Annotated in this window: 20 protein-coding genes; 17 read left to right on the top strand and 3 right to left on the bottom strand. The window is 45.9% G+C overall.

Annotated features, from left to right (window positions below; translation table 11 throughout):
• The first annotated feature begins 57 nt into the window (after positions 1 to 57).
• The 13 genes from hpf to M72_RS02355 all read left to right on the top strand — a co-directional run bounded on the left by hpf (position 58) and on the right by M72_RS02355 (position 14,696).
• Entirely contained in the window at positions 58 to 588 is a 531-nt protein-coding gene (hpf, locus tag M72_RS02415) for a ribosome hibernation-promoting factor, HPF/YfiA family (protein ID WP_022045603.1), read from the top strand.
• A gap of 161 nt (positions 589 to 749) precedes the next feature.
• Entirely contained in the window at positions 750 to 1,100 is a 351-nt protein-coding gene (locus M72_RS02410; protein ID WP_022045602.1) for a hypothetical protein, read from the top strand.
• 228 nt (positions 1,101 to 1,328) lie between these two features.
• The gene (locus M72_RS02405) at positions 1,329 to 2,384 is read left to right on the top strand and encodes a D-alanine--D-alanine ligase family protein (protein WP_022045601.1); all 1,056 of its coding nucleotides are present in this window, start codon (positions 1,329 to 1,331) and stop codon (positions 2,382 to 2,384) included.
• Between the two features lie 41 nt (positions 2,385 to 2,425).
• On the top strand, positions 2,426 to 3,811 hold the full coding sequence (locus M72_RS02400) for a UDP-N-acetylmuramoyl-tripeptide--D-alanyl-D-alanine ligase (protein WP_055067132.1): 1,386 nt from the start codon (positions 2,426 to 2,428) through the stop codon (positions 3,809 to 3,811).
• Between the two features lie 35 nt (positions 3,812 to 3,846).
• Positions 3,847 to 4,365, top strand: a complete 519-nt coding sequence (locus M72_RS02395) for a peptidylprolyl isomerase (RefSeq protein ID WP_022045599.1) — start codon at positions 3,847 to 3,849, stop codon at positions 4,363 to 4,365.
• A gap of 50 nt (positions 4,366 to 4,415) precedes the next feature.
• Positions 4,416 to 5,276 carry a GNAT family N-acetyltransferase gene (locus M72_RS02390; protein WP_055067034.1) on the top strand — a complete coding sequence of 287 codons (861 nt, stop codon included), beginning with the start codon at positions 4,416 to 4,418 and terminating at the stop codon, positions 5,274 to 5,276.
• A 79-nt stretch (positions 5,277 to 5,355) separates the two neighbouring features.
• Positions 5,356 to 7,695 carry a RelA/SpoT family protein gene (locus tag M72_RS02385; protein ID WP_082413728.1) on the top strand — a complete coding sequence of 780 codons (2,340 nt, stop codon included), beginning with the start codon at positions 5,356 to 5,358 and terminating at the stop codon, positions 7,693 to 7,695.
• A 24-nt stretch (positions 7,696 to 7,719) separates the two neighbouring features.
• A complete protein-coding gene (locus tag M72_RS02380; RefSeq protein ID WP_055067032.1) occupies positions 7,720 to 8,349 on the top strand; it encodes an MBL fold metallo-hydrolase in 630 nt (209 codons plus the stop codon).
• Positions 8,346 to 9,860, top strand: a complete 1,515-nt coding sequence (gene hemZ / locus M72_RS02375) for a coproporphyrinogen dehydrogenase HemZ (protein ID WP_055067031.1) — start codon at positions 8,346 to 8,348, stop codon at positions 9,858 to 9,860. The genes M72_RS02380 and hemZ overlap by 4 nt, the downstream gene beginning before the upstream one ends.
• Positions 9,861 to 9,908: 48 nt before the next feature.
• Positions 9,909 to 10,292, top strand: a complete 384-nt coding sequence (locus M72_RS02370; RefSeq protein ID WP_055067030.1) for a C-GCAxxG-C-C family protein — start codon at positions 9,909 to 9,911, stop codon at positions 10,290 to 10,292.
• Between the two features lie 265 nt (positions 10,293 to 10,557).
• Positions 10,558 to 11,817: a histidine--tRNA ligase gene (gene hisS, locus M72_RS02365; RefSeq protein ID WP_055067029.1), complete on the top strand. Its 1,260-nt coding sequence runs from the start codon at positions 10,558 to 10,560 to the stop codon at positions 11,815 to 11,817.
• Between the two features lie 27 nt (positions 11,818 to 11,844).
• Positions 11,845 to 13,644, top strand: coding sequence for an aspartate--tRNA ligase (gene aspS, locus M72_RS02360; RefSeq protein WP_022045592.1), 1,800 nt, complete (start codon positions 11,845 to 11,847; stop codon positions 13,642 to 13,644).
• Positions 13,645 to 13,649: 5 nt separating this feature from the next.
• Positions 13,650 to 14,696 carry a hypothetical protein gene (locus tag M72_RS02355; protein WP_055067028.1) on the top strand — a complete coding sequence of 349 codons (1,047 nt, stop codon included), beginning with the start codon at positions 13,650 to 13,652 and terminating at the stop codon, positions 14,694 to 14,696.
• An 18-nt stretch (positions 14,697 to 14,714) separates the two neighbouring features.
• Here the strand turns inward: M72_RS02355 and M72_RS02350 are convergent, their stop codons facing one another.
• From M72_RS02350 to M72_RS02340, 3 genes are read right to left on the bottom strand one after another with little or no spacing between them, the layout of a single operon-like run.
• Entirely contained in the window at positions 14,715 to 16,157 is a 1,443-nt protein-coding gene (locus M72_RS02350) for a sensor histidine kinase (RefSeq protein WP_022045590.1), read from the bottom strand.
• Positions 16,154 to 16,849: a response regulator transcription factor gene (locus tag M72_RS02345; protein WP_022045589.1), complete on the bottom strand. Its 696-nt coding sequence runs from the start codon at positions 16,847 to 16,849 to the stop codon at positions 16,154 to 16,156. The genes M72_RS02350 and M72_RS02345 overlap by 4 nt, the downstream gene beginning before the upstream one ends.
• A 36-nt stretch (positions 16,850 to 16,885) precedes the next feature.
• Positions 16,886 to 19,267: an endonuclease MutS2 gene (locus M72_RS02340; protein ID WP_055067027.1), complete on the bottom strand. Its 2,382-nt coding sequence runs from the start codon at positions 19,265 to 19,267 to the stop codon at positions 16,886 to 16,888.
• Between the two features lie 117 nt (positions 19,268 to 19,384).
• On the opposite strand from M72_RS02340, the gene M72_RS02335 reads away from it, so the two are divergent.
• The 4 genes from M72_RS02335 to M72_RS02320 all read left to right on the top strand — a co-directional run bounded on the left by M72_RS02335 (position 19,385) and on the right by M72_RS02320 (position 24,750).
• Entirely contained in the window at positions 19,385 to 20,644 is a 1,260-nt protein-coding gene (locus M72_RS02335) for a S1C family serine protease (RefSeq protein ID WP_055067026.1), read from the top strand.
• Positions 20,645 to 20,665: 21 nt separating this feature from the next.
• Positions 20,666 to 21,610 (top strand): 3'-5' exoribonuclease YhaM family protein, encoded by a 945-nt coding sequence (locus M72_RS02330; RefSeq protein WP_055067025.1) that lies wholly within the window; start codon positions 20,666 to 20,668, stop codon positions 21,608 to 21,610.
• 57 nt (positions 21,611 to 21,667) lie between these two features.
• Positions 21,668 to 23,152 carry a 23S rRNA (uracil(1939)-C(5))-methyltransferase RlmD gene (rlmD, locus tag M72_RS02325; protein ID WP_055067024.1) on the top strand — a complete coding sequence of 495 codons (1,485 nt, stop codon included), beginning with the start codon at positions 21,668 to 21,670 and terminating at the stop codon, positions 23,150 to 23,152.
• Positions 23,153 to 23,277: 125 nt separating this feature from the next.
• Positions 23,278 to 24,750: a uracil-xanthine permease family protein gene (locus M72_RS02320; RefSeq protein WP_055067023.1), complete on the top strand. Its 1,473-nt coding sequence runs from the start codon at positions 23,278 to 23,280 to the stop codon at positions 24,748 to 24,750.
• Positions 24,751 to 24,765 lie beyond the last annotated feature (15 nt).

Raw genomic sequence — 24,765 nt, 5'->3', positions numbered from 1 at the left:
ATATAATGAAACCATGATACTTCTTGTATCAAATACACAGCAAAGGGGTTGGGCATCATGAGAATTACAATTACCGGAAGAAATATCGAACTGACAGAGGGACTGAAGGCAGCGGTAGAGGAGAAGCTTTCCAAACTGGAGAAGTTTTTTGCACCGGATACCGATGTATTTGTTACATTAAGCGTGGAGAAGGAGCGCCAGAAGATTGAGGTAACGATTCCTATTAAGGGGCATGTGATTCGTTCAGAGCAGAGCAGCAATGATATGTATGTTTCTATTGATCTTGTAGAGGAGGTTATTGAGCGTCAGCTTAGAAAGTACCGCACCAAGCTTGCATCCAAGAAGATGAATGTGGCAGACAATTTCAACGAAGCATTTATCGACAGCGATGCAGATGAGGATGAGGAGATCAAGATCGTGCGTACCAAGAGATTTGGTATGAAGCCAATGTATCCGGAGGATGCATGTGTGCAGATGGAACTGACCGGACACGATTTCTTCGTATTCCGCAATGCAGAGACAGACGAGGTCAATGTCGTATACAAGAGAAAAGGAAATACATTTGGTCTGATCGAGCCGGAGTGCTAGTTCATAGAAACCGGAGGGCATCCATTGGATGCCCTTTTTTGTGTAAAATGCATTATTTATACAGTAATACTTTGTGTAAAAAGCATACGCGAATCGCGTCTTTACATCAAATATGTAATAAGATATGATTACATATAGAAACTGACATTGGGGGTTGGTTTTTGATACAAATTCGGGTAGGAAAACAAAAGAAAAAGGAGAAGAAGAAAATTTATACAGAAAATAAAATTGGGCGCTACGTGCAGTTCCTCATAGAGCGGGAAGATTTTTTAGAACTGGTTGCCAGCTGGCTTCTTTCCATAGAGGACGAGCGCATGCAGCTGTTAAGGCAGTTTATTTTTGAAGTGGAGTTATCGGAAACCGAAGAATTAAAAAATGTTTTGTATCAATATGGGAGTTATCTCACAGAGAAAAACTATCTGGAGAGAAAGTTTTTCGAATACATGGCAGAGCTGGTGCGGAAAATGGAACAGAATCGCAGGGCAGCGGCTTTGCCGGCAGCAATAGAATAAAGGGGGAATCCTACCGGAGTTTGTGCAAAAGGAGACTGTAGTGCTGAGCAGTCTCTTTTTTTCTGTACAAGAAGTGCTGGATATTGTTAAAAAAGTGTCTAAAAGAAAATAATATCTTGTGTTAGTCAGGGGCAAACGTATATAATGATACAAAAGGTCTGATGCCGGAAAATAAAAAGGTTCCGGTATCCGAAGGATTATTATTAATGGAAAAGAGGAAAACAGATCATGGATATCATAGTATTAGCAGGCGGGCTCAGCACAGAGCGGGATGTGTCATTTAAGACAGGAAGCATGGTTGCTTCTGCATTAAAAGAAAATGGACACCGGGTGATCTTGCTGGATGTGTTCATGGGTTACAGTGATAAAGAGGAAAATCTGGACGGAATTTTTGACCGTGCGGATGAAATCAGCGTAAAAGTAGATGACATCCCGGAGGTAGCACCGGATCTGGCAGCCGTAAAAGCTTCCAGAAAGGATCAGTCCCCATGCTTTTTCGGACCGAATGTAATCCGTATGTGCCAGATGGCAGATATCGTGTTTATGGCACTGCACGGAGAAAACGGAGAGAACGGAAAGCTACAGGCAGCTTTTGATCTGCTTGGTGTAAAATATACCGGAAGTGATTATTTGAGCAGCGCGATTGCCATGAATAAAGGTATGGCAAAACAGCTGTTTGCAAGTGCGGGAATTCCTGCACCGAGAGGCATTGCCATGAAAAAAGAGAATCGTGAGGATGATGTGACAAAGCTTCCGCTGACACTTCCGTGCGTCGTAAAGCCATGCTGCGGAGGGTCCAGTATCGGTGTGACGATTGTCAGAGATGCAGCAGAGTTTAAGAAAGCACTCGATGAAGCGTTTCACTGGGAAGATGAGCTGGTCATTGAGGAATATGTCAAGGGACGTGAATTCTCGGTTGGTGTGATTGAAGGAAAGGCACTTCCGGTTATTGAGATTGCGCCGATTCAGGGCTTCTACGATTACAAGAATAAATACAAAGCGGGCAGTGCGGTAGAGACCTGTCCGGCAGATCTGCCAGAAGAAGTTTCTGCGCAGATGCGTAAATATGCAGAGCAGGTAGCCGAAGTAATTGGACTGGATACCTATTCCCGTTCAGATTTCCTGCTGGATGAAAATAATCATATGTATTGTCTGGAGGCAAACACTCTGCCGGGGATGACACCGACAAGTCTGCTGCCACAGGAAGCTGCTGTCATTGGAATCAATTTCAATGAGCTGTGCGAGAAGCTGATTGCCATTTCCATGAAAAAGTATGAGGGATAATCATGTTTGGATGTTTTTATAAAAACGAACTGGAAAATAAAATGCCGGGGATGACAATTGAAAATATTGCAGCGGCATGTGAGGGAACGTTTGTCGGAGACCGGAACCTGGTTACGAAGGAAATTGCCGGAGCAGTGACCGACAGCCGCCAGATACAAAAAGATTATCTGTTTATTCCGATCAAAGGGGCACGGGTGGATGGTCATGATTTTATCCCGCAGGTATTTGAACAGGGAGCACTGGTAGTGCTTTCGGATCATGCACTGCCGGAAGAGACGGGACCCTATATTCTGGTAAGTTCCACAACAGAAGCGATGAAAAAAATTGCAGCCTTTTACCGGACACAGTTATCCTGTAAAGTGGTTGGAATTACGGGAAGTGTCGGAAAAACAAGCACCAAGGAAATGATAGCTTCCGTTTTGGAACAGCGGTATAAAGTGCTTAAGACAGAGGGAAACTTTAACAATGAGATCGGACTTCCGCTCACTATTTTTAAGATTCGCGCAAAACACGAAGTCGCGGTACTAGAAATGGGAATTTCCGATTTTGGAGAGATGCACCGTCTGGCAGCGATGGCACGGCCGGATATCGGAGTGATCACAAATATTGGTTTGTGCCATCTGGAAAATCTTGGTACAAGAGACGGAATTCTGCAGGCAAAGACAGAAATGTTTGACCATCTGCAGGTCGATGGAACCGTAATTTTAAATGGAGATGATGATAAGCTTTCCACGAAAAAAGAGGTAAACGGAAAACCGGTAATTTTTTATGGAGTGGGGGCGGATTCCGCATTTGATATCAAAAAAGATATTTATGCGACAGACATTGAAAATCATGGACTCGAAGGAATGTGTGCAAAGATCCATACGCCACAGGGCGATTTCGATGCGAAGATTCCGATTCCGGGTGAACATAATGTATACAATGCGCTGGCAGGAACTGCGGTCGGACTGCAGCTGGGACTTTCCATCCGGGAGATTGCACAGGGCATTGCATCTGTGCAGACCATTGCCGGGCGCACCAATCTGCTGCATGTAAAGGGAATGACCGTGATCGATGACTGTTACAATGCAAATCCGGTATCCATGAAAGCATCTATCGATGTGCTGGCACATACGTCGGGCAGACGGATTGCGGTGCTTGGCGATATGGGCGAACTTGGAGCAGAGGAAAAGGAACTTCACAGAAGTATCGGAAAGGCAGTTGCCGCTTCCGGGATTGATGCATTGTTCTGTGCGGGTACACTTGCGGAGGAATATGCCAGCGAGGCAAAAGCAAATCCAGAGTGTGAGGTACATTATAAGAAAACCCGTGAAGAGATGACGGAAGAACTTCTGGCATATGTAAAAGAAGGAGATACCGTACTGGTTAAGGCTTCTCATTTTATGGAATTTCCAAAAGTTGTTGAGGCACTGACCAAAGAATAAATAAATTTATATAAGAAAGAAGAGGAACAAATATTATGGCAAATCCAGTAGTTACATTTACAATGGCGGACGGCAAAGTGATGAAGGCAGAGCTGTATCCGGAAGTTGCACCAAATACTGTAAATAACTTTATCAGTCTGGTAAAAAAGGGATTTTATGACGGACTGATTTTCCACCGTGTCATCAAAGGATTCATGATTCAGGGAGGAGATCCGCAAGGAACCGGTATGGGCGGCCCTGGATATGGAATCAAGGGAGAATTTGCACAGAATGGTGTCAAAAATGATCTGCGCCACACCGCAGGCGTGCTTTCCATGGCACGTTCCATGATGCCGGATTCCGCAGGAAGCCAGTTCTTTATCATGCACAAAGACGCTCCGCATCTGGATGGCGCATATGCAGCGTTCGGCAAGATTATCGAGGGACAGGATGTGGTAGATGCCATTGCAGAGACCGCTACCGATTACAGTGATCGTCCGCTGGAAGATCAGGTGATGAAAACAGTTGTTGTGGATACCTTCGGGGAAGAATATCCGGAACCGGAAACCGTGTAATATTTAGAAAGGAGAGGCAGATTCGAAAGAGTCTGCCTTTTTTTGACAGGATGAAATTAAAGGCACTGGTCTATCAACAGAAAGAATGGAATCCTCTGCAATTGTCCACAGGCTTTCCGGCATTTCCGGTGGAAAACATAACGGAAGAAGCGCTTGCTGTGTGGAAACTTCATGCAGAGGAAGTCCTCCTGATTACGCCGACAGATGCAGGGATTCAGGCGGCAGTCCGTGCGCATATGGCGGTGGCTGCCTATGCAGATCCGGCATTTCCGGGACAGAGTTATGCGGGCGCCTGGATGGTGATGGAAGGTTTTGAGGAAGTGGATGATGAATTTCTGGAGCGGATTTTTCAAAGATGCCATGGCCAGCCGTGGGAGATTGCGCGCACGAAACGGTGCGTGATCCGGGAATTGTCGCTGGAAGATCTTCCCGCCCTGGAAAAACTGTATCAGAAAGAAGGGGTAACATGGCGTCTGGATGCAGACGGAGAGAGGATTCCGGGATTTATTGAACCATTGTTTGCAAAGGAAAAAGAAAAAAAATATCAGCAGGCATATATTACCAATATGTACGGATACTATGGATATGGGATGTGGCTGGTTTTTGATAAAGCTTCCGGGGAACTGATCGGCAGGGCAGGACTCGAGCACCGGGAATTTCCGGATGCCGTGGAACTGGAACTGGGATATCTGATCGATCCGGACAGACAGGGACAGGGACTGGCCACGGAAGTGTGTCAGGCAATTCTTGCATTTGCCCGGGAAGAACTGGATTTTCCCAGAGTCAATGCCCTGACGGATCAAAAGAATGTGGCTTCTGTGGCACTTCTTCAGAAACTGGGATTTTACTATCTGGAGGATACAGATGTTTCCGGGAGCCGGACACAACGCTATATCTACGAGTTTTCTTAGGGGAAACCATTGCAATATGAAAAATTATAAATTATAATAATCTATTATATTATGGCATATGGAAAAAGTAGGTGAACGCATGGCAGATATTTCTACAGAAGAACTGGAACGAATTGAGCGCGAGTATCATTCGGGTTCCGACAACATTAAACCAATTCAGGAATTTTCCAAGCCGGAGGACTTGTATGACGAACTGATTGCAAGTATCCGGAAATACCATCCCTCCACGGATATCACATTAATTGAAAAGGCATATCATGTCGCTTTTGAGGCGCACAAAGGACAGGTGCGTAAATCCGGAGAGGCATATATTATCCATCCGCTCTGTGTGGCAATCATTCTGGCAGAGCTGGAACTGGACAAGGAAACCATTGCTGCGGGTCTGTTGCATGATGTGCTGGAAGATACCGTGATGACCGAAGAACAGATGCGGGAGGAATTCGGGGATGAAGTCCTTCTTCTCGTGGATGGTGTAACCAAGCTGCAGCATCTGCATCTGACGGATAATATTAAAAATCCGAAGGACAAGAATGCAGACCGGTTGGAGATGCAGGCGGAGAATCTGCGTAAGATGTTTCTTGCGATGGCGAAAGATATCCGTGTCATTATGATCAAACTGGCGGATCGTCTGCACAATATGCGTACCTTAAAATACCAGTCCAAGGAGGCACAGCAGCGGATCGCCCGTGAGACACAGGAGATTTACTGCCCGATCGCGCAGCGTCTTGGTATCAGCAAGATCAAGATTGAACTGGAAGATCTTTCTCTTAAATATCTGGAGCCGGAGGCTTACTATGATCTGGTGGAAAAGGTTGCACTGCGCAAAAATGTGCGGGATGCCTATGTACAGGGACTGGTTGTCGATGTGCGCAGGGAAATTGAAGAGGCTGGCATCAAAGCGGAGATTTCCGGACGTGCCAAGCATTTTTTCTCCATTTATAAAAAGATGGTGAACCAGAACAAGACCATTGATCAGATTTATGATCTGTTTGCCATCCGTATCATTGTGGATACCGTAAAAGACTGCTATGCGGCTCTGGGTATCATGCACGAAAAATATAAACCGATTCCGGGCCGTTTCAAAGACTATATTGCCATGCCAAAACCGAATATGTATCAGTCTTTGCATACGACACTGATCGGACCGAGCGGACAGCCGTTTGAGATTCAGATCCGTACGTTTGAGATGCACCGTACCGCAGAATACGGTATTGCGGCGCACTGGAAATACAAGGAAGTGAACAATGGGGTAACCACTTCCACGACCGTAACCGAAGAAGAAAAATTAAGCTGGCTGCGTCAGATCCTTGAGTGGCAGCGTGACATGTCGGATAATAAAGAGTTTATGACACTTTTAAAGAGTGATCTGGATCTGTTTTCCGATACGGTATTCTGTTTTACCCCGTCCGGAGATGTAAAGAACCTGCCAAACGGTTCCACACCGATTGATTTTGCGTACAGCATTCACTCTGCTGTGGGAAATAAGATGGTAGGTGCCAAAGTCAATGGCAAGCTGGTGCCGATTGACTATGTGATCCAGAACGGAGACCGGATTGAGGTCATCACTTCCCAGAACTCCAAGGGACCGAGCCGTGACTGGCTTTCCATTGTCAAGAGCACACAGGCCAAGAACAAGATCAATCAGTGGTTCCGCAGCGAATTAAAAGAAGAAAATATTCTGCACGGCAAGGAACTGATTAACAATTATGCCAAGGCAAAGGGAATCAATTTCGGAGAAATCAATAAGCCGGAATATCAGGGAAAGATTATCCGCAAATACGGGTTCCATGACTGGAATTCCTGTCTGGCAACCGTAGGACACGGAGGATTGAAAGAAAGCCAGATTGTAAACCGTATGTACGATGAATACCGCAAGGATCATCCGATTACGCTGACAGATCAGGAAGTGCTTGCGGCTGTTGGGGAGAATAAGCAGGAGGATATGCCAAAGCATTCCAAGAGCGGAATTGTGGTCAAGGGACTTTATGATGTGGCTGTGCATTTCAGTAAGTGCTGCAGCCCGGTTCCGGGAGATGAGATTGTGGGATTTGTCACCCGCGGACGTGGTGTGTCGATCCACCGTACCGACTGTGTCAATATTCTGCATTTGTCCGATATGGAGCGTGTGCGCCTGATTGAAGCTGAGTGGCAGGAGGGTGCAGACAAAGAACAGTTTGGCGAGTATCATACGGAAATCAAGATTTTCTGTCACGACCGTTCCGGACTTCTTGTGGATATTACCAAAGTATTTACAGAGGCGGAGATCAATATTTCCGGGATTCACTCGAAGACCAGCAAGCAGGGGATCGCAACAATTGATGTGGCCTTCCAGACAAAAGGCAGGGGACAGATCACAAAAATTGTGGAAAAGATCCGACAGATTGAGAGCGTGATGGATGTGGAGCGGACGACCGGCTAAGGTTGCGCCGACAGGAGGAAGAGAATGGCAAAATTAAAAATAAATCACTATGTGGTAGGACCGGTACAGACCAACTGCTATTTTGCAATCAATGATGAGACAAAAGAACTGATCATTATTGATCCGGGCTACAGTCCCAAGCAGCTGGCGGAGCGTGTGCGTCAGGAAGGATGTACACCGGTGGCAATTCTGCTGACACATGGACATTTTGATCATGCAACCGGAGCAGCAGATCTGGCAAAAGAATTTTCGATTCCGGTTTATGCCTATGAGACGGAAAAAGAAACGCTGGAAAATGAAGAGATGAATTTATGCCACATGACAGGGGAACACCACGTGTTCCATGCGGACATATATTTAAAGGATGAGCAGGAACTGGATCTGGCAGGATTTCATATCCGGGTACTGCACACACCGGGACATACACCGGGGGGATGCTGTTACTATTTCCCATACGAAAATGTGGTATTTTCCGGAGATACACTGTTTTGCACATCGGTAGGACGTACCGATTTTCCGGGCGGAAGCATGTCAGATATCGTTCGTTCCATCAGGGAGAAGCTGATGACACTGCCAGACCGCACGACCGTTTATCCGGGACACAACGATGTAACGACCATTGAAAACGAGAGGATGTACAATCCATACTTATGATTACCGTAACATTAAACAGAACAGAATTTGAATATGATATCCATTCGCTGATCAAAGCGTTTTTCCCGAAAGAAGATGTGGAGCTTTACTATACGAAAGAAGCGCATGCGGACGAAAAAAATGTGGCGTGTACCAATCATTCTGTGGAGCAGGAAGAAGCGGGGAGTTCCCATTTTTTGATTGATTATGCGGATGACAGAATTTCCATCGCCTGGGATGACGCGCCGGATGGTCCGGCGCGGCGCACCTTTGCGGTGGATTTTTCCAATCGTACAGAGACAAAGAATGCATTGAAGGAACATCTGTACCGCCTGCTGGAGGAAGAGACGGGACAGCCGCTGCCATGGGGTACACTGACCGGTATCCGTCCGACGAAGATTCCGATGCAGATGCTTGATGCGGGAAAAACAAAAGAAGAGATTGCTTCCTATATGAAACAGACCTATCTGGCATCCGATGAGAAAATCAATCTGTCGATTGCCATTGCAGAGCGTGAGCGGGCATTGCTTTCCCGGCTGGATTATAAGAATGGATACAGTCTGTATATCGGCATACCGTTTTGCCCGAGCACCTGTCTGTACTGCTCGTTTACTTCCTATCCGCTGACTGCCTGGAAAACACAGGTTGACGCATATCTGGACGCACTGGAAAAGGAACTGGATTATGTTGCCGCAAAGAATTATCATCGCAAACTGAACTCGATCTATATCGGGGGAGGGACACCGACCACACTTGAGCCATACCAGCTGGATCGTCTGATCCGCAAGATCAGGTGCAGTTTTGATCTGGGAGATTGTCTGGAATTTACGGTGGAAGCAGGACGACCGGATTCCATCACGGAAGAAAAACTTCTGGTGCTGCGAAAGAATGGCATCAGCCGTATATCCATCAATCCGCAGACAATGAAGCAGAAAACGCTCGATCTGATCGGACGTCATCATACGGTCGAACAGACGATAGAAAGTTTTCGCATGGCAAGAAAACTGGGATTTGACAATATCAACATGGATCTGATTATGGGGCTTCCGGAAGAGGATCTTTCGGATGTGCGAAATACGATGGAGATTTTAAAAGAACTCGATCCGGATAATATCACGATCCATTCACTTGCCATCAAGCGTGCGGCGCGGTTAAACATTTTCAAGGATCGCTATGAGAGCATGATGATGGTCAATACGCAGGAGCACATGGATCTGTGTGCCGAATACTGCCATCAGATGGGACTCTCTCCGTATTATCTGTACCGTCAGAAAGGAATGGCGGGAAATATGGAAAACGTGGGATATGCCAAGCCGGGCAAGGCAGGGGTGTATAACGTGTTAATCATGGAGGAACGCCAGACAATCGTTGCCTGTGGCGCAGGGGCATCTACCAAACGGGTATGGCCGCAGCCGAATGCGGATGGCACATACCGGATCGAGCGGTGTGAGAATGTCAAAGATGTCGGGCTGTATATGAAGAGGATTGATGAGATGATTGCGCGCAAGCAGCAGTTGTTCTCAGAAAAATAGCTGGATGAAATCCCCTTCCTAATTACAAAAAGAAAAGGAAAGAAAAAGATGGAATCAAAAGTAAAAGAGGCAGTTCAAAGAAAAATGTGTGGTTATAACTGTGCGCAGGCTGTGGCATGTACGTATTGCGAACAGGCAGGGTTGGATGAAGAAACAGTCAAAAATCTTACACAGGGATTTGCAGTAGGCATGGGTGGCAGTATGGAAGCAACATGCGGAGCAATCATCGGAGCAGTAAATGTATTGGGTATGATCAATAAAAATCCGCAGAAAACAATGCAGAGTGCAAGACGAATCATCAGCAGATTCAAAGAACAAAATGGTACCGTTATCTGTAAAGAACTCAAAGGTATTGCAGATGGGGTTGTCAGGAGAGAATGCATTGACTGTGTAAAGGACGCAGCAGTATTGCTGGAAGATGAATTAAAATAAATGGGTATTAACAGCATTAAGGCAGATGTGAAATGGAAACATTCACATCTGCCTTAAAATATAATCAGAAAGTAACTGATGAAACAGATCAATTTCGTGACGGGAGGGTGCGGACATTTTCTTGGACGATCTGTTACTGTTCAGAGGTAAACTTGTAACACACAGTTGTCTGATTGAAAAAGCATTTTGCAACAATCCTTGACGTATCAGGTCCCGAAACGTATAATAAATGCTGGATAAAAAGAGAAAAAATGGAGGAAATCAAATGGCACTGAGCAAAAAGCCGGTCAACGGCATGAAAGATATATTACCTGCAGAGATGGAAATCCGTGATTATGTGACGAGCGTGATCAAAGATACCTACCGCAGCTTTGGATTTACGCCGATTGAAACCCCATGCATGGAAAATATTGCAAACCTTTCCAACAAGCAGGGCGGCGAGAACGAGAAATTGATCTTTAAAGTATTAAAGCGTGGCGAGAAGTTAAATCTCGAGACCGCAAAGGAAGAGGCGGATGTGGTCGATTTCGGTATGCGTTACGATCTGACCGTTCCGCTTTCCCGTTTCTATGCAAACCATGCCAATGATCTGCCGACACCGTTTAAGGCACTGCAGATCGGAAGCGTGTGGAGAGCCGACCGTCCGCAGCGTGGACGTTACCGTCAGTTTACCCAGTGCGATATTGATATTTTAGGTGAGCCGAGTAATCTTGCAGAGATTGAGCTGATCACTGCGACAACCACCACCATCGGCAGACTCGGATTTAAGAATTTTGAGATCCGCATCAATGAGCGCCGGATTTTAAAGGCAATGGCAGCATACAGCGGATTTGAAGAGAAGGATTATGACAGCATTTTCATCACCCTCGATAAGATGGACAAGATCGGTCTCGAAGGTGTGGCAGCAGAACTCGAGGAAGAGGGCTATGCAAAAGAGTCGATTGACAAATACTTAGAGCTGTTTGAGTTATTAAAAGACCGCAAGGATGTTGCGGAAGGTGTGGCATTCTTGAAGGACAAGCTGGGTGATTTCCTGGATCAGGAAGTGGCAGACAGTCTGACAGAGATCGCAACGGCAGTCAATGCGACAAAGAATGCAGAGTTCACACTGGTCTTTGATCCAACACTCGTGCGCGGCATGAGCTATTATACCGGAACTATTTTTGAGATCGCAATGCCGGAGCTTGGTGCAGCCTGCGGCGGCGGTGGAAGATACGACAAGATGATTGGAAAATTCACAGGCAACGATGTGCCGGCATGTGGTTTTTCCATCGGATTTGAGCGTATTATCCTGCTTCTGATGGAGAGCGGGTTCAAAATTCCGGAGCGTCCGAAGAGAGTTGCTTACTTAGTAGAAAAGAAGTATCCGGCAGAGAAACTTGTGGATGTGATGAAACAGGCAAAAGAAGCCCGCGAGAACGGACAGCAGGTATTGGTTGTCCGCATGAACAAGAACAAGAAATTCCAGAAAGAGCAGCTTTCCAAAGAAGGATACGAAGAATTTGAGGAGTTTTTTAACAAATAGAATAAGGAGAGTATAAAGGAGACAATCATGGCAGAATCAATGAAAGGCTTACACAGAAGCCACAGATGTACCGAGGTAAGCAGTGCCAACATCGGTGAAAAAGTAACCGTTATGGGCTGGGTACAGAAGAGAAGAAATTTAGGAAGTCTGATTTTTATCGACCTGCGTGACAGAAGTGGTCTGTTACAGATCGTGTTTGATGAGGAGAGTGTCGGAGCAGAGGGATTTGCAAAGGCAGGAACTTTAAGAAGTGAATATGTAGTGGCTGTTGAAGGAACGGTACAGAAGCGTTCTGCAGCAGTCAATGAAAACTTAAAGACTGGAGATATCGAAGTGATCGCAACCAGCCTTCGCATTTTATCTGAGTCACAGACACCTCCGTTTGCAATTGAGGAGAACAGCCAGACCAAGGAAGATATTCGTCTGAAATACCGTTATCTGGATCTGCGCAGACCGGACATTCAAAAGAACTTAATGCTGAAAAGCCGTGTGCTCGGGCTGATGCGTCAGTTTATGGCAAACGAGGGATTTTTAGAGATCGAGACTCCGATCCTGTGCAAGTCTACACCGGAAGGTGCCAGAGATTATCTTGTGCCAAGCCGTGTGCATCCGGGAAATTTCTATGCACTGCCACAGTCTCCGCAGCTGTTCAAGCAGCTTCTGATGGCATCCGGCTATGACCGGTATTTCCAGATCGCCCGCTGCTTCCGTGACGAGGATCTGCGTGCAGACCGTCAGCCGGAGTTTACACAGGCAGATATGGAGCTTTCCTTTGTTGATATCGACGATGTCATTGATGTCAACGAGCGTCTGTTAAAATTTGTATTTAAGGAAGCCATCGGTGTGGACGTGCAGATTCCGCTACAGCGTATGCCGTGGCAGGAAGCCATGGATCGTTTCGGTTCCGACAAGCCGGATACCCGTTTCGGTATGGAACTGGTCGATGTATCCGAGACCGTAAAGGGCTGTGGATTCGGTGTATTTACCGGTGCACTGGAAAACGGTGGTTCTGTCCGTGGTATCAATGTCGAGGGACAGGGACATATGCCGCGTAAGAAGATTGACAAGCTGGTGGAGCATGCAAAGGGCTGCGGTGCCAAGGGACTTGCTTATCTGTGCATTAACGAAGATGGCACTTACAAGTCTTCTTTCGCAAAGTTTATGACAGAAGACGAGTTAAACGCACTTGTTGCAAAGATGAACGGCAAGCCGGGCGATCTGCTTTTGTTTGCAGCAGATAAAAATAAGATCGTATGGAACGTACTGGGCGCACTTCGTTTACAGCTTGGAGAAGAACTTGGACTGATCGATGAGAACAAGTACAATTTCCTGTGGGTAACAGAATTCCCACTTCTGGAGTGGTCCGATGAAGAGAACCGTTTTATGGCAATGCATCATCCATTTACCATGCCGATGGAAGAGGACTGGGATAAGATCGACAGCGATCCGGGTGCTGTCCGCGCAAAGGCATACGATATCGTATTAAACGGTACCGAACTTGGTGGTGGTTCTGTCCGTATTCATCAGGATGACATTCAGGAAAAGATGTTTGAGGTGCTTGGATTTACCAAGGAGCGCGCACATGAGCAGTTTGGATTCCTTCTGGATGCATTCTCCTATGGTGTGCCGCCACACGCAGGACTGGCTTACGGTGTAGACCGTATGATTATGCACATGGTACATGCAGATTCCATCCGTGACGTGATTGCATTCCCGAAGGTAAAGGATGCTTCCGATCTGATGTCTGAGGCACCGGGTTCTGTGGATGAGAAACAGTTAGAAGAACTTGGTATTGCGATCGTAAAGAGCGAGGATAGCGAAGAATAATTTCTATGAAAAAATGGAAAGCAAACTGGAAAAAAATACTCATTGTACTGATCCTTATTTTGCTTTTGGTGTTTGGAATTCTGATGTATGGCAAAGTCAGTGAGCTGACCAACCAGCTTGCCTATCTGCAGGATACGACCAACATCATTCTTTCGGATGTAGGAGGAATGCAGTCAAGCATTGAAAAAACACTCGAAGAAGAGGCCAGTATGGTCGAGGATTATTCCATAGAAGTAAAGGATATGGATTTTGCCCGTCACGAGTATAAGGTGGAAGTTTCCGTGATTCCGAAAGAGTATACCGATAATACAACGATGAGCATCTATTTCGGAACAACGGAATGTCCGCTGAAAGCAGACGGTTACATGTTCAAAGGAAATATCACACTTCCGCTTAACAAAACATTCAACGGAAATGTCACGTTCCTTCTTGCAAACGGAAAAAAGAAGACAACGGAAGTGGTGGAAGACTTTGATGGTGTCAGCGGAAAATTTGATCAGGTTTTATCGGGAACTTTAGATGGAACGCCGGCATTAAAGGACGGAAAACTTTCTCTGAAAGGAAAGTGTACCTATACGCTTGATAATGTTGCAATGTATCATTTTAAAAGTTTTGAAATAGCAGCATCCCTGGATGGAGAGGAAATCTGGACGCAGGATCTGATGCAGAATCTGCTAGAGGAAAAACAGGAGTCATCAAAGGACGATAAGGATCTGGTGACGACAGAACAGGCGGTGGAGGAGAATTCGGAAGGATCTATCGTTGATTCAGGTTCCGGTACCGTTACCTGCAGGATGGTATATGAGAAGCCACAGCAGCAGAAAGAAGACGTAGAACAGACGCAGGCACAGGAAGGACAAACCCCTTCGCGGAAACAACTGCGTATCTATCTGCGGGCTGTGACAACGGAAGGGTATCGGTTTGAAACGGATCTGCTGCGGGAAGATGCCATGGAAGAAGAAAATAAATGGTCTCTGGATAAGGAAAGCATAGATACAAAGATGTATCGCAGTGTGTATGACCGGAAGGATCAGGAACTTACCATTGACTGAAAAAAGAAGTACGGTCAGTTATGACTGTACTTCTTTTTTTGCGAGTGGCAGGGTAAAGATGAACTCTGTTCCCACTCCTTCGGTGCTGATGACGTTGATATGTTCATTGTGTGCCTGAATAATTTCTTTTACAATAGCAAGTCCCAGACCGGTTCCCCGTTTATCTTTTCCCCGGGAAAGGTCCGTTTTATAAAAGCGGTCCCAGATTTTTTTGATACTTTCTGCAGGAATTCCGATTCCGGAATCTTTCACGGAAATAAGAACTTTTTCATTTTTGATGCTTGTTTCAATCTTGATTGATGCATCATTGTGGGAAAACTTTGTGGCATTGTCGATCAGGTTATAGAGAACCTGCTGGATTTTGCTCATATCACCGTGAACATATAACTTTTGTCCTGTTAAGACAAGATCAAAGGAAAGCCCTTTGGCAGAACAGGTTCCTTCAAAGGTGAGGATGGTCGTCTTTATCATGCGGTTGATATCGAAATCTGTAAGGTCAAGCATCATACCCCGGTGCTGTCCAAAACGGTTCAGATCCAGAATTCCCTGTGTCAGTTTGGTCAGACGTTCGGTTTCAAACAGGATGATATTCAGATATTTATTCTGTAGCTCCGGTGGAATGGTTCCGTCTAACATGGCTTCGATATATCCTTTGATTGATGTCAGCGGAGAACGGAAATCGTGAGAAACATTCGAGATAAACTTTCTCTGGTCTTCTTCGAGTGTGTCCAGTTCATTCGCCATATAATCCATGGTGTTGGCAAGATATCCCAGTTCATCGTTCCGGTGGATCTGTGTGCGCGGTTCAAAATTTCCTTTGGCATAACTCTCGGAGACGATTGTCAGCCGATGCAGTGGACGGTAAAATCCATGTGCAAACAGCAAAAGGAGGAACAGTGCTGTCAGAAAAACAAATTCAATGGTATAAAAAACAATGTTCATAAAACCGTTTGCATTCTGTGTGATGGAGGACACGGTCTTATGGATCATGACATAACTGTGAATCCGGTAATTGCTGGTGATCGGAGAAAATACCGTAAGGTTTTTTTCGGAAAACGATCCGTAAAAGTTACCGGTCATATAATAACGGTTGCCAAAGTCGGAAGTGTTGAAACCTTTGAGCGTTTTATAATTGGCATTTGCTGCATCTTTGCCGACGGATTCATCGGTAGAATCAAAAAGAATATTTCCCTGATTGTCCATGATCCAGATTTGGGCAGAAAGATATTCGCCAAGACTTTGCATCTGTTTTTGAAAATCCTGCAACGAAAAACTGTATTTATTATAATTGTCAGCATAACCAGATGCAATCTGTACAGATTCCCGGTATAGCTGCTGTGCCTCCCGGTTTTCGGCATAATGCGTGATCGCATGCTGTGTGAACGTACACAGGATGATAAAGCCGAGAGCCACAAACAGGACATAGCCGAAAATGAGTTTGGGGATCAGTGTTTTTTTCATCCTTTTACCTCAAATTTGTAACCGATTCCCCAGACAGTTGCGATCGACCAGGTTTCATGGTCTTTGATCTTTTCCCGGAGACGTTTGACGTGGACATCTACTGTGCGGGTATCCCCGATGTATTCATATCCCCAGATGTGATCCAGCAGCTGTTCGCGGGTAAACACCTGGTTGGGAGAAGCTGCAAGGAAATATAACAGTTCCAGTTCTTTTGGAGGCATGTCAATCGGATGCCCATTGTACATGACCGAATAATTGGACAGATTGACGGTCAGATCCGGATATTCCACACATTTTAATTCTACAACGGACTCGGTTTTGGCAGGCTGGAAACGGCGGAGAACCGCTTTGACGCGTGCTACCAGTTCCTTGGAATCAAATGGCTTTAATATGTAATCATCCGCACCGAGCTCTAGTCCGAGTACTTTATCAAAGATTTCGCCTTTGGCGGAAAGCATGATGATCGGAACGTTGCTTTTGGTACGGATTTCCCGACAGACCTGATAGCCGTCAATGCCCGGAAGCATCAGATCAAGCAGGATCAGGTTAGGGTTATAGTGTTCAAATGCGTGCAGGGCTTCTTCCCCGTCATTGACGATTTTGGTATCATAGCATTCCTTGGTCAGATACAGGGAAATAAGTTCTGCAATATTATTGTCATCGTCCACAATCAGTATTTTCTGTTTGGACATGGAAATCCCTCCTTATTATAAAAAATCAATAGGTATTTAAACATCAAAAGCAGCAATGGTCACACCGGCACCGCCCTCAGACGGCTCTCCCATCCGGTAAGATTTCACGTACCGCTGGTTTTTCAGATGTGCCTGTACGGCATTGCGCAGTGCACCGGTTCCTTTTCCGTGAACGATCCGGACGGATGGCAGATGAGCCACATAGGCATCATCAAGATATTTATCCAGATGGGCAATGGCTTCGTCTACCGTCATACCAATCAGATTGATCTCTGTAGAAATGGATGCCGCTTTGCTCATTTTTATTTTTCCGGAAGAAGTACCGCCGTATTTTTTTGCTGCCGGAGAGGCATCTTCATCAATCAGTACCAGATCTTTGATGTTGACCAGGGAACGTAAGATTCCCATCTGGACATACAGATCCCCTTTGGCGTTTGGCAGTGTGTGCACGGTTCCCTTTAAGTTCATGGACAGTACACGCACGGAATCACCGATGCGCAGCTTTTTAGGTACTTTGTGGTTGACCGTTTCCTTTTTCTTCATGGAGAGTGCTTTTTCACTGGCACTCATTTTGTCACGTACACGGCTGCGTTCTTTTTCCATTTTGGACATAGGCGCCTGTCCCTGTCCGTACTTGTTGAAATTGCGGATGGTCTCATCGGCAAGGTCTTTGGCTTCTTTGAGAATCTGTACGGCTTCTTCATTGGCTTTGCGCAGGATCTCGTCACGGCTGTTGTCCAGACGTTCATTTTTTGCGGTCAGTTTCTTCTTTAAATCTTCAATTTCTGCTTTGTATTTCTGGATTTCCAGCTGTTCTTTTTCAATGGTGATACGGCTCTGTTCCAGATTGGCAAGCATATCTTCGAAATTGACGTCGCGCTCACTCAGGCGGCCTTTGGCATCTTCAATGATATTTTCTGCCAGTCCGAGTTTGGAACTGATGGCAAACGCATTACTTTTTCCCGGAATACCGATCAGCAGACGGTAGGTAGGACTGAGCGTATCGACATCAAATTCACAGCAGGCATTTTCAACACCTTCTGTGGAGAGCGCATAAACTTTCAATTCACTGTAATGCGTGGTAGCCATGGTGACCGCTCCATACTGGTGCAGTTTGTTTAAGATGGAGATGGCAAGTGCGGCACCTTCGGTCGGATCGGTACCGGCGCAGAGTTCGTCAAACAGACACAGGCTCTGGTCATCCGCCTTTTGTAAAATGCGGACGATATTGGTCATGTGGGAAGAAAACGTACTCAGGCTTTGCTCAATACTCTGTTCATCTCCGATATCTGCAAAAATTTCGTGAAAAATGGCAAGTTCCGAGCGATCTCCGGCCGGAATGTGCAGACCGGACTGTCCCATCAGAGTCAGCAGTCCCACTGTTTTTAAAGAGACGGTTTTACCACCGGTGTTTGGACCGGTCACGATCAGCTGCCGGAAATCCGCACCGAGACGTACATCAATCGGAACCACTTTCTTAGGATCTAAGAGTGGGTGGCGGCCTTTGCGGATGTTAATCCGTCCCTCTTCATTAAAGACAGGGGCAACACCGTTGTAACTTTTGGCAAGTTCGGCTTTGGCAAAAATAAAATCCAGTTCCGCAAGAACAGTATAATCCTGACGGATTCCGTTTGCGTTTTCTGCCACACGGTTGGAAAGATCTGCTAAAATGCGGTCAATTTCTTCCTGCTCTTTTAAAAACAGTTCCTTAAGTTCGTTATTTAAATTGACGACAGCCATTGGTTCAATAAATAAGGTAGAACCGCTTGAGGACTGGTCATGTACCATACCGGGAACCGAGGTTTTGGATTCGGCACGAACCGGCAGACAGTAGCGGCCGTCACGCATGGTAATCACAGCATCCTGCAGATAGCTGCGGGTGGTTGTGTTGTTCATAAGACCAGTCAGCTGTGCGTGAATGCGGTCGTTCATCCCCCGGATGGATTTACGGATTTTAGAAAGTGCCGCAGAGGCGTCGTCTGCAATTTCGTCTTCCCCGACAACACAGCGGCGGATTTCATCCAAAAGGGGAGAAAGCGGCTGGATCTGTGAAAAAAGCGGTGACAGGGAATCTGTTTTTTCATCGTTGCGGTCGCTTCGGTCGTATGCTTTGACCCGCTTGGCAACTTCCAACAGAGAACAGATCATAAGGAGTTCTGTGGTATTTAAGGTGCCACCGATATCGAGACGCTTCAGGGAAGCATTGACATTGTGAACACCGGAAAAACTGATGCCGCTTCCACGGTACAGGCGGCTGAGTGCGTCTGCCGTAGTTTCCTGCAGATGTGCAATTTCCGCAGGATCGGTCAGGGGAACCAGTTTGTGACAGCGGTCTTTTGCCTCTTCACAGCTGGCATAATCTGCCAGACGCTCCAGTATTTTATAATATTCAAGTGTATGATAAACTTTCTGATTCATAGTGATATTCCTTTTTATATAGTATTCTCTCTTGTATTATAACGCAAAGTGTCATTTTGGAAAAGAAAAATAATGTGATTGTTGCAAGTGCATGGAAATGCGAATATAATAGTGGTTATGAGTGATAAACAGCAACCAAAGAATGCGTTTGTCAGAGAACAGATTAAGGACAAACCAAAGAATTATAAACGTATGTGGGTCCGGTTGGGGGAATCTGCTGCCTGTGGGGGTGTATTTGCGCTGGCTGTGTGTCTGGTGCTGCTTTTTATGATTCCGGTTCTGCGGCAGGAGGAAGGTTCTGTGCCGGATACCGGAGCACAGGATTCACAGCAGGCATCGGTGGAAGAAACGGAGCAGGGGTCTGAGGAAAAGGAGGAGACACAGACTCCGGAAGAGAGACAGCCGATGACGCTGGACGATTACCAACAGATTCAGACAGAGCTGTACGCCATTGGAAATACGGCAAATAAGTCCATCGTTACGATCACGGGGGTGGTCAGTGATACGGACTGGTTTAACAACTCTTATGAACGGGAAGGTCAGGGCTGTGGCACGATCATTGGAGAAAGTGGAGGTAAACTCTGGATTCTTACGGAGAAAAAAACGATTAAAGATGCTGCAAAGATCAAAGTTACCTTTGTAAATGATGCGGTGGCAGAGGCAAAGCTGGTCGGATACGATGGGAATACCGGTCTTGCGGCACTTACCGTGGATCTGGAGGATCTGGAAGATTCCACGAGGAATGCCATCACCGTGATGAAAACAGCTGGTTTAAACACCATACATAAGGGAAGTATTGTGATTGCCCTCGGCAGTCCGCTTGGAACGAATTATTCGATCCTGACCGGAACCATTACGGCGACCAACAATGAAATTTCCACCCCGGACAATAATTACAGTGTATACACGACAGATATTGTTGCCAGTGAAAATGGAAGCGGTGTGCTGATCAACATGGATGGCGAACTTGTCGGTGTTGTGATGCAAAGCTATAGTGCGGCTTCTGCAAATACGCTCACTGCAGTGGAAATATCAGAACTGATGCCAGTGATTGATCTATTATTTGCGGACAAAGAGGTGCCGTATTTTGGTGTGCACATTTCTACGGTTACCCAGCATATTGCGCAGAAATACGATATTCCGAAGGGCGTATATATCAAAAAAGTCGAGATGGATTCGCCTGCCATGGATGCGGGACTGCAGAGCGGGGATGTGATCCGTTCCGTTGCAGGCCAGGAGGTTGTAAGTGCAGAGCAATTCCGGGAGGTGCTGTTGCAGCTGACACCGAAAGAAACCTATTCGGTTACGGTTATGCGGGAAGGTACTAAGGGGTATAAAAAGATTACCTGTAAATTAAAAGCAGGGGTTTTGCAGTAAAATTGGACATAAGGAGTTATTATGAAATATATTGAATCTCTCCGAGAAGGAGAAAAAGTAAATGAAGTATATCTGTGTAAATTCAAACAGGCGGCACTGACCAAAGCCGGAAAAGCATACGACAATGTGATCCTGCAGGATAAAACAGGAACGATTGATGCCAAGATCTGGGATCCGGGTTCTGTGGGAATTGATGAGTTTGACGCGCTGGATTATGTGGCGGTTACGGGAGATGTCACCAGCTTTCAGGGAAATCTGCAGATGTCGATCCGGCGTGCACGCCGTGTTTCAGAGGAGGACATTGATCCTAAGGAGTATCTTCCTTGTACGGACAAGGATGTGGAGGAGATGTATGCCGAATTGACAGGATATATTGATTCTGTGAAAAATCCTTACCTGAACCAGCTGCTGCACAGATTTTTCGACAATCAAACATTTGCGGACCGGTTTAAATTTCATTCGGCAGCAAAGAGTGTACATCATGGATTTGTCGGGGGGCTGTTGGAACATACCGTCAGCGTGACAAGAAACTGTAATTATTTTGCGCAGAATTATCCGTTTTTGAACCGGGATCTTCTGATTACGGCGGCGATTTTCCACGATATCGGTAAATTAAAAGAGTTGTCGTCGTTTCCGGCAAATGATTATACCGATGCAGGACAGCTGCTTGGGCATATTATGATCGGTGCCGAGTGGGTAGGCGAGGGAATCCGTTCCATTGAGGGATTTCCGGTGGTTCTGGAAAATGAGTTAAAGCACTGCATTCTGGCGCACCACGGAGAACTGGAGTATGGATCTCCGAAGAAACCGGCACTGGTTGAAGCGATGGCTTTGAGCTTCGCGGACAACGTGGATGCAAAGATGGAAACCATGCGGGAGATTCTGGCAAATGTACCGGACAATAATCTTGAATGGCAGGGGTACAGCCGTCTGCTGGAGACAAATATACGCAAGACAAGCAAATAAGATGAGATAAAGTCGGAGCCGAAAGATATTTTGACTCCGACTTCGCAGGTTAAAAGGATGAAAAAAAACGATTTATTTTCTTTGAAAATTACAGATATGGGAGTCGACGGGGAAGGCATCGGAAAGTACGATGGGATGACATTTTTCGTCAAGGATGCGCTGATCGGAGATGAAATTCGTGCCCGTGCCACAAAACTGAAAAAACATTATGGATATGCCCGTGTGGAGAAAATTATCACACCATCTCCATACCGCGTAGAACCGCAATGTCCGCTCCACCGCCGCTGCGGTGGCTGTCAGATACAGGCACTTTCCTATGAGCAGCAGCTTGCATTCAAGGAAAACAAGGTGCGCAGTAATCTGCAGAGGATTGGAGGATTTTCCAAAGAAGAGTTAGAGCAGGTATGTTTGCCGATCGTTGGGATGGAGCATCCTTTCCGCTACCGCAACAAGGCACAGTTTCCGGTGGGACTGGATAAAGAAGGAAAACTTGTGACCGGATTTTATGCGGCACGTACGCATGCCATCATTCCGGTGGAAGACTGTCTGCTTGGGGTAGAGGAAAATAAGGATGTGCTTATGGCGGTAAAGGAATGGATGCTGCTAAAGCAGATTCCGGCTTACGATGAGACTACCGGAACAGGACTGGTACGCCATATTTTGATCCGCTATGGATTTACCACCGAAGAGGTGATGGTATGCCTGATTATTAACGGAGACCGGCTGCCGGAAAAAGAAACTCTCATCGAGCGGCTTTCGGTGCTGCCGGGGATGACTTCCATTTCCTATAATGTAAATACCGAGCGCACCAATGTCATTCTTGGAAAACACACGGAATGTATCTGGGGCATGCCATACATCACGGATTATATTCATCTGCGTAATACCGGAGATTTTTCAGTGGAAGATACGGCGATTGCCTATCATATTTCTCCGCAGTCGTTTTATCAGGTCAATCCGGTACAGACAGAGAAACTCTACAGCACAGCACTGGAGTATGCAAAGCTGACCGGAAAAGAATCCGTCTGGGATCTGTATTGCGGGATCGGCACGATTTCGCTCTTTTTATCCCAGAAGGCAAAGCAGGTATACGGAGTGGAAATTGTTCCTCAGGCGATCGAGGATGCAAAGACTAATGCTGCATTAAACGGTATTACGAATGCAGAGTTTTTTTTGGGAAAAGCGGAGGAAGTATTGCCGCAGTTTTATAACAGCGACGATCTGGATGCGGGAATGCGCCATCCGGATGTGATTGTGGTAGATCCGCCTCGGAAGGGGTGCGATGAGCAGTGTTTGTCCACGATGCTTGCCATGCGTCCGGAGCGGATTGTCTATGTGAGTTGTGATTCTGCTACGCTTGCCAGAGATCTGCGTATTTTAGTAGACGGTGGATATGAGCTGCAAAAAGTGCGGGCATTTGACCAGTTCGCTCACACCGGACATGTAGAAACTGTTGTTTTACTTTCCAAGGGTATAATCGACTCGCAGAAAGTAAAGGTTGAGATGTCTCTCGAAGATATGGATATGTCTGGATTTCAATAGCATGTATTTATAAGTAGATGGATATTATATTATAAGTAATACTAAATTGACCGCATAGCCTTATGCTCGTAAAATAATTTTGTGATTATTTTATTAAATAAGAGTATAAATATTTGGAGGAACCAATGAAAAAGACAACAAACTCTTCACCTTACCAGTTTGAGGGCAGAATACCTCTGTCTCAGGCTATTCCGCTTGGACTGCAGCATGTTATGGCTATGTTCATCGGAAACCTTACACCTCTTATCATAGTTATGGGAGCATGTGGACTCACAGCGGACGCAGGCTTTGCGGAGCTTAGAACAGCTCTCTTACAGAATGCCATGATTATCGCAGGTATTGTCACATTAGTACAGATGTTTTCCATCGGACCGGTCGGCGGAAAGGTACCTATCGTTATGGGAACCTCTTCGGGCTTTCTTGGAGTATTAAATAATACAGTTGCAGCGTGTGGCGGCGGAGTTATAGCATATGGAGCTATTATGGGAGCCTGCATTGTAGGAGGTATTTTCGAAGGCATACTCGGAGCCTTCTTAAAGCCTTTACGCAAGTTTTTCCCTGCAATCGTTACAGGCTCAGTTGTTATAGCAATAGGACTTTCACTCCTTGGAGTGGGAATCAACTACTTCTGCGGTGGCACAGGCAAAAATGATTACGGCTCACTGCCAAACCTTTTTCTTGGAATGGTTGTACTTATAGTAATCGTGCTTCTTAAGCATTTTGCACCGTCGCGCAGTATTTTTTCATCATCTGCCATCCTTTTTGGTATTCTGGCAGGATATGTTGTAGCAATCATTATGACACTTACCATGTCACATACAGGTGTGACTGCTGACGGTGTCAAATACACATATTCATGGGTAGTAAACTTTGACGAGGTTAAAAATGCAGCATGGATAGCAGTTCCAAGCTTTATAGGCTTTGGAAAGCTTTCAGATGTGGGAATTTCCTTCCATGCCAATGCAATCATCCCAATTGGCATCATGTTTATCGTTACTGCAATCGAGACAGTTGGCGATATCTCAGCCTGTGTGGAGGGTGGAATGGACAGAGAGGCTACAGATTCAGAGCTTTCCGGCGGTGTTATCTGTGACGGTCTTGGTTCATCATTTGCAGCGCTTTTCGGAGTACTGCCAAATACCTCATTCTCACAGAATGTAGGTCTTGTTTCAATGACAAAGGTTGTCAATAGATTTGCTATTTCAATGGGAGCTATATTCCTCATCATTTGCGGCTTCTGCCCAAAAATTGGAGCTCTCATGTCAATCATGCCTCAGTCGGTGCTCGGCGGAGCTGCGGTTATGATGTTTGCCTCTATCCTGATTTCCGGAATTGAGCTCATCACAAAGGAGCCAATCGGCAGCCGTGAGATTACAATTATCTCAGTTGCAATCGGTTTAGGCTACGGACTTGGCGCTACAACAGGTGCTACATCACACCTGCCATACTATGTACAGCTTATATTTGGCGGTTCAGGTATCGTGCCTTGCTCACTTTGCGCTATTCTTCTCAATATTATTTTGCCGAAGAAATCTAAGAACGCACCATATATGTGGGATATGGAAGAAAAAGATGATGTGAAGCGTGTGGATGATTAACGCTTAGGATTTTAA

This window comes from Roseburia faecis (genome assembly GCF_001406815.1).
GTDB classification, from domain to species: domain Bacteria; phylum Bacillota; class Clostridia; order Lachnospirales; family Lachnospiraceae; genus Roseburia; species Roseburia faecis.
Note: the sequence above shows the minus strand (reverse complement) of the source record. Positions and strands in the feature narration are given on the sequence as shown.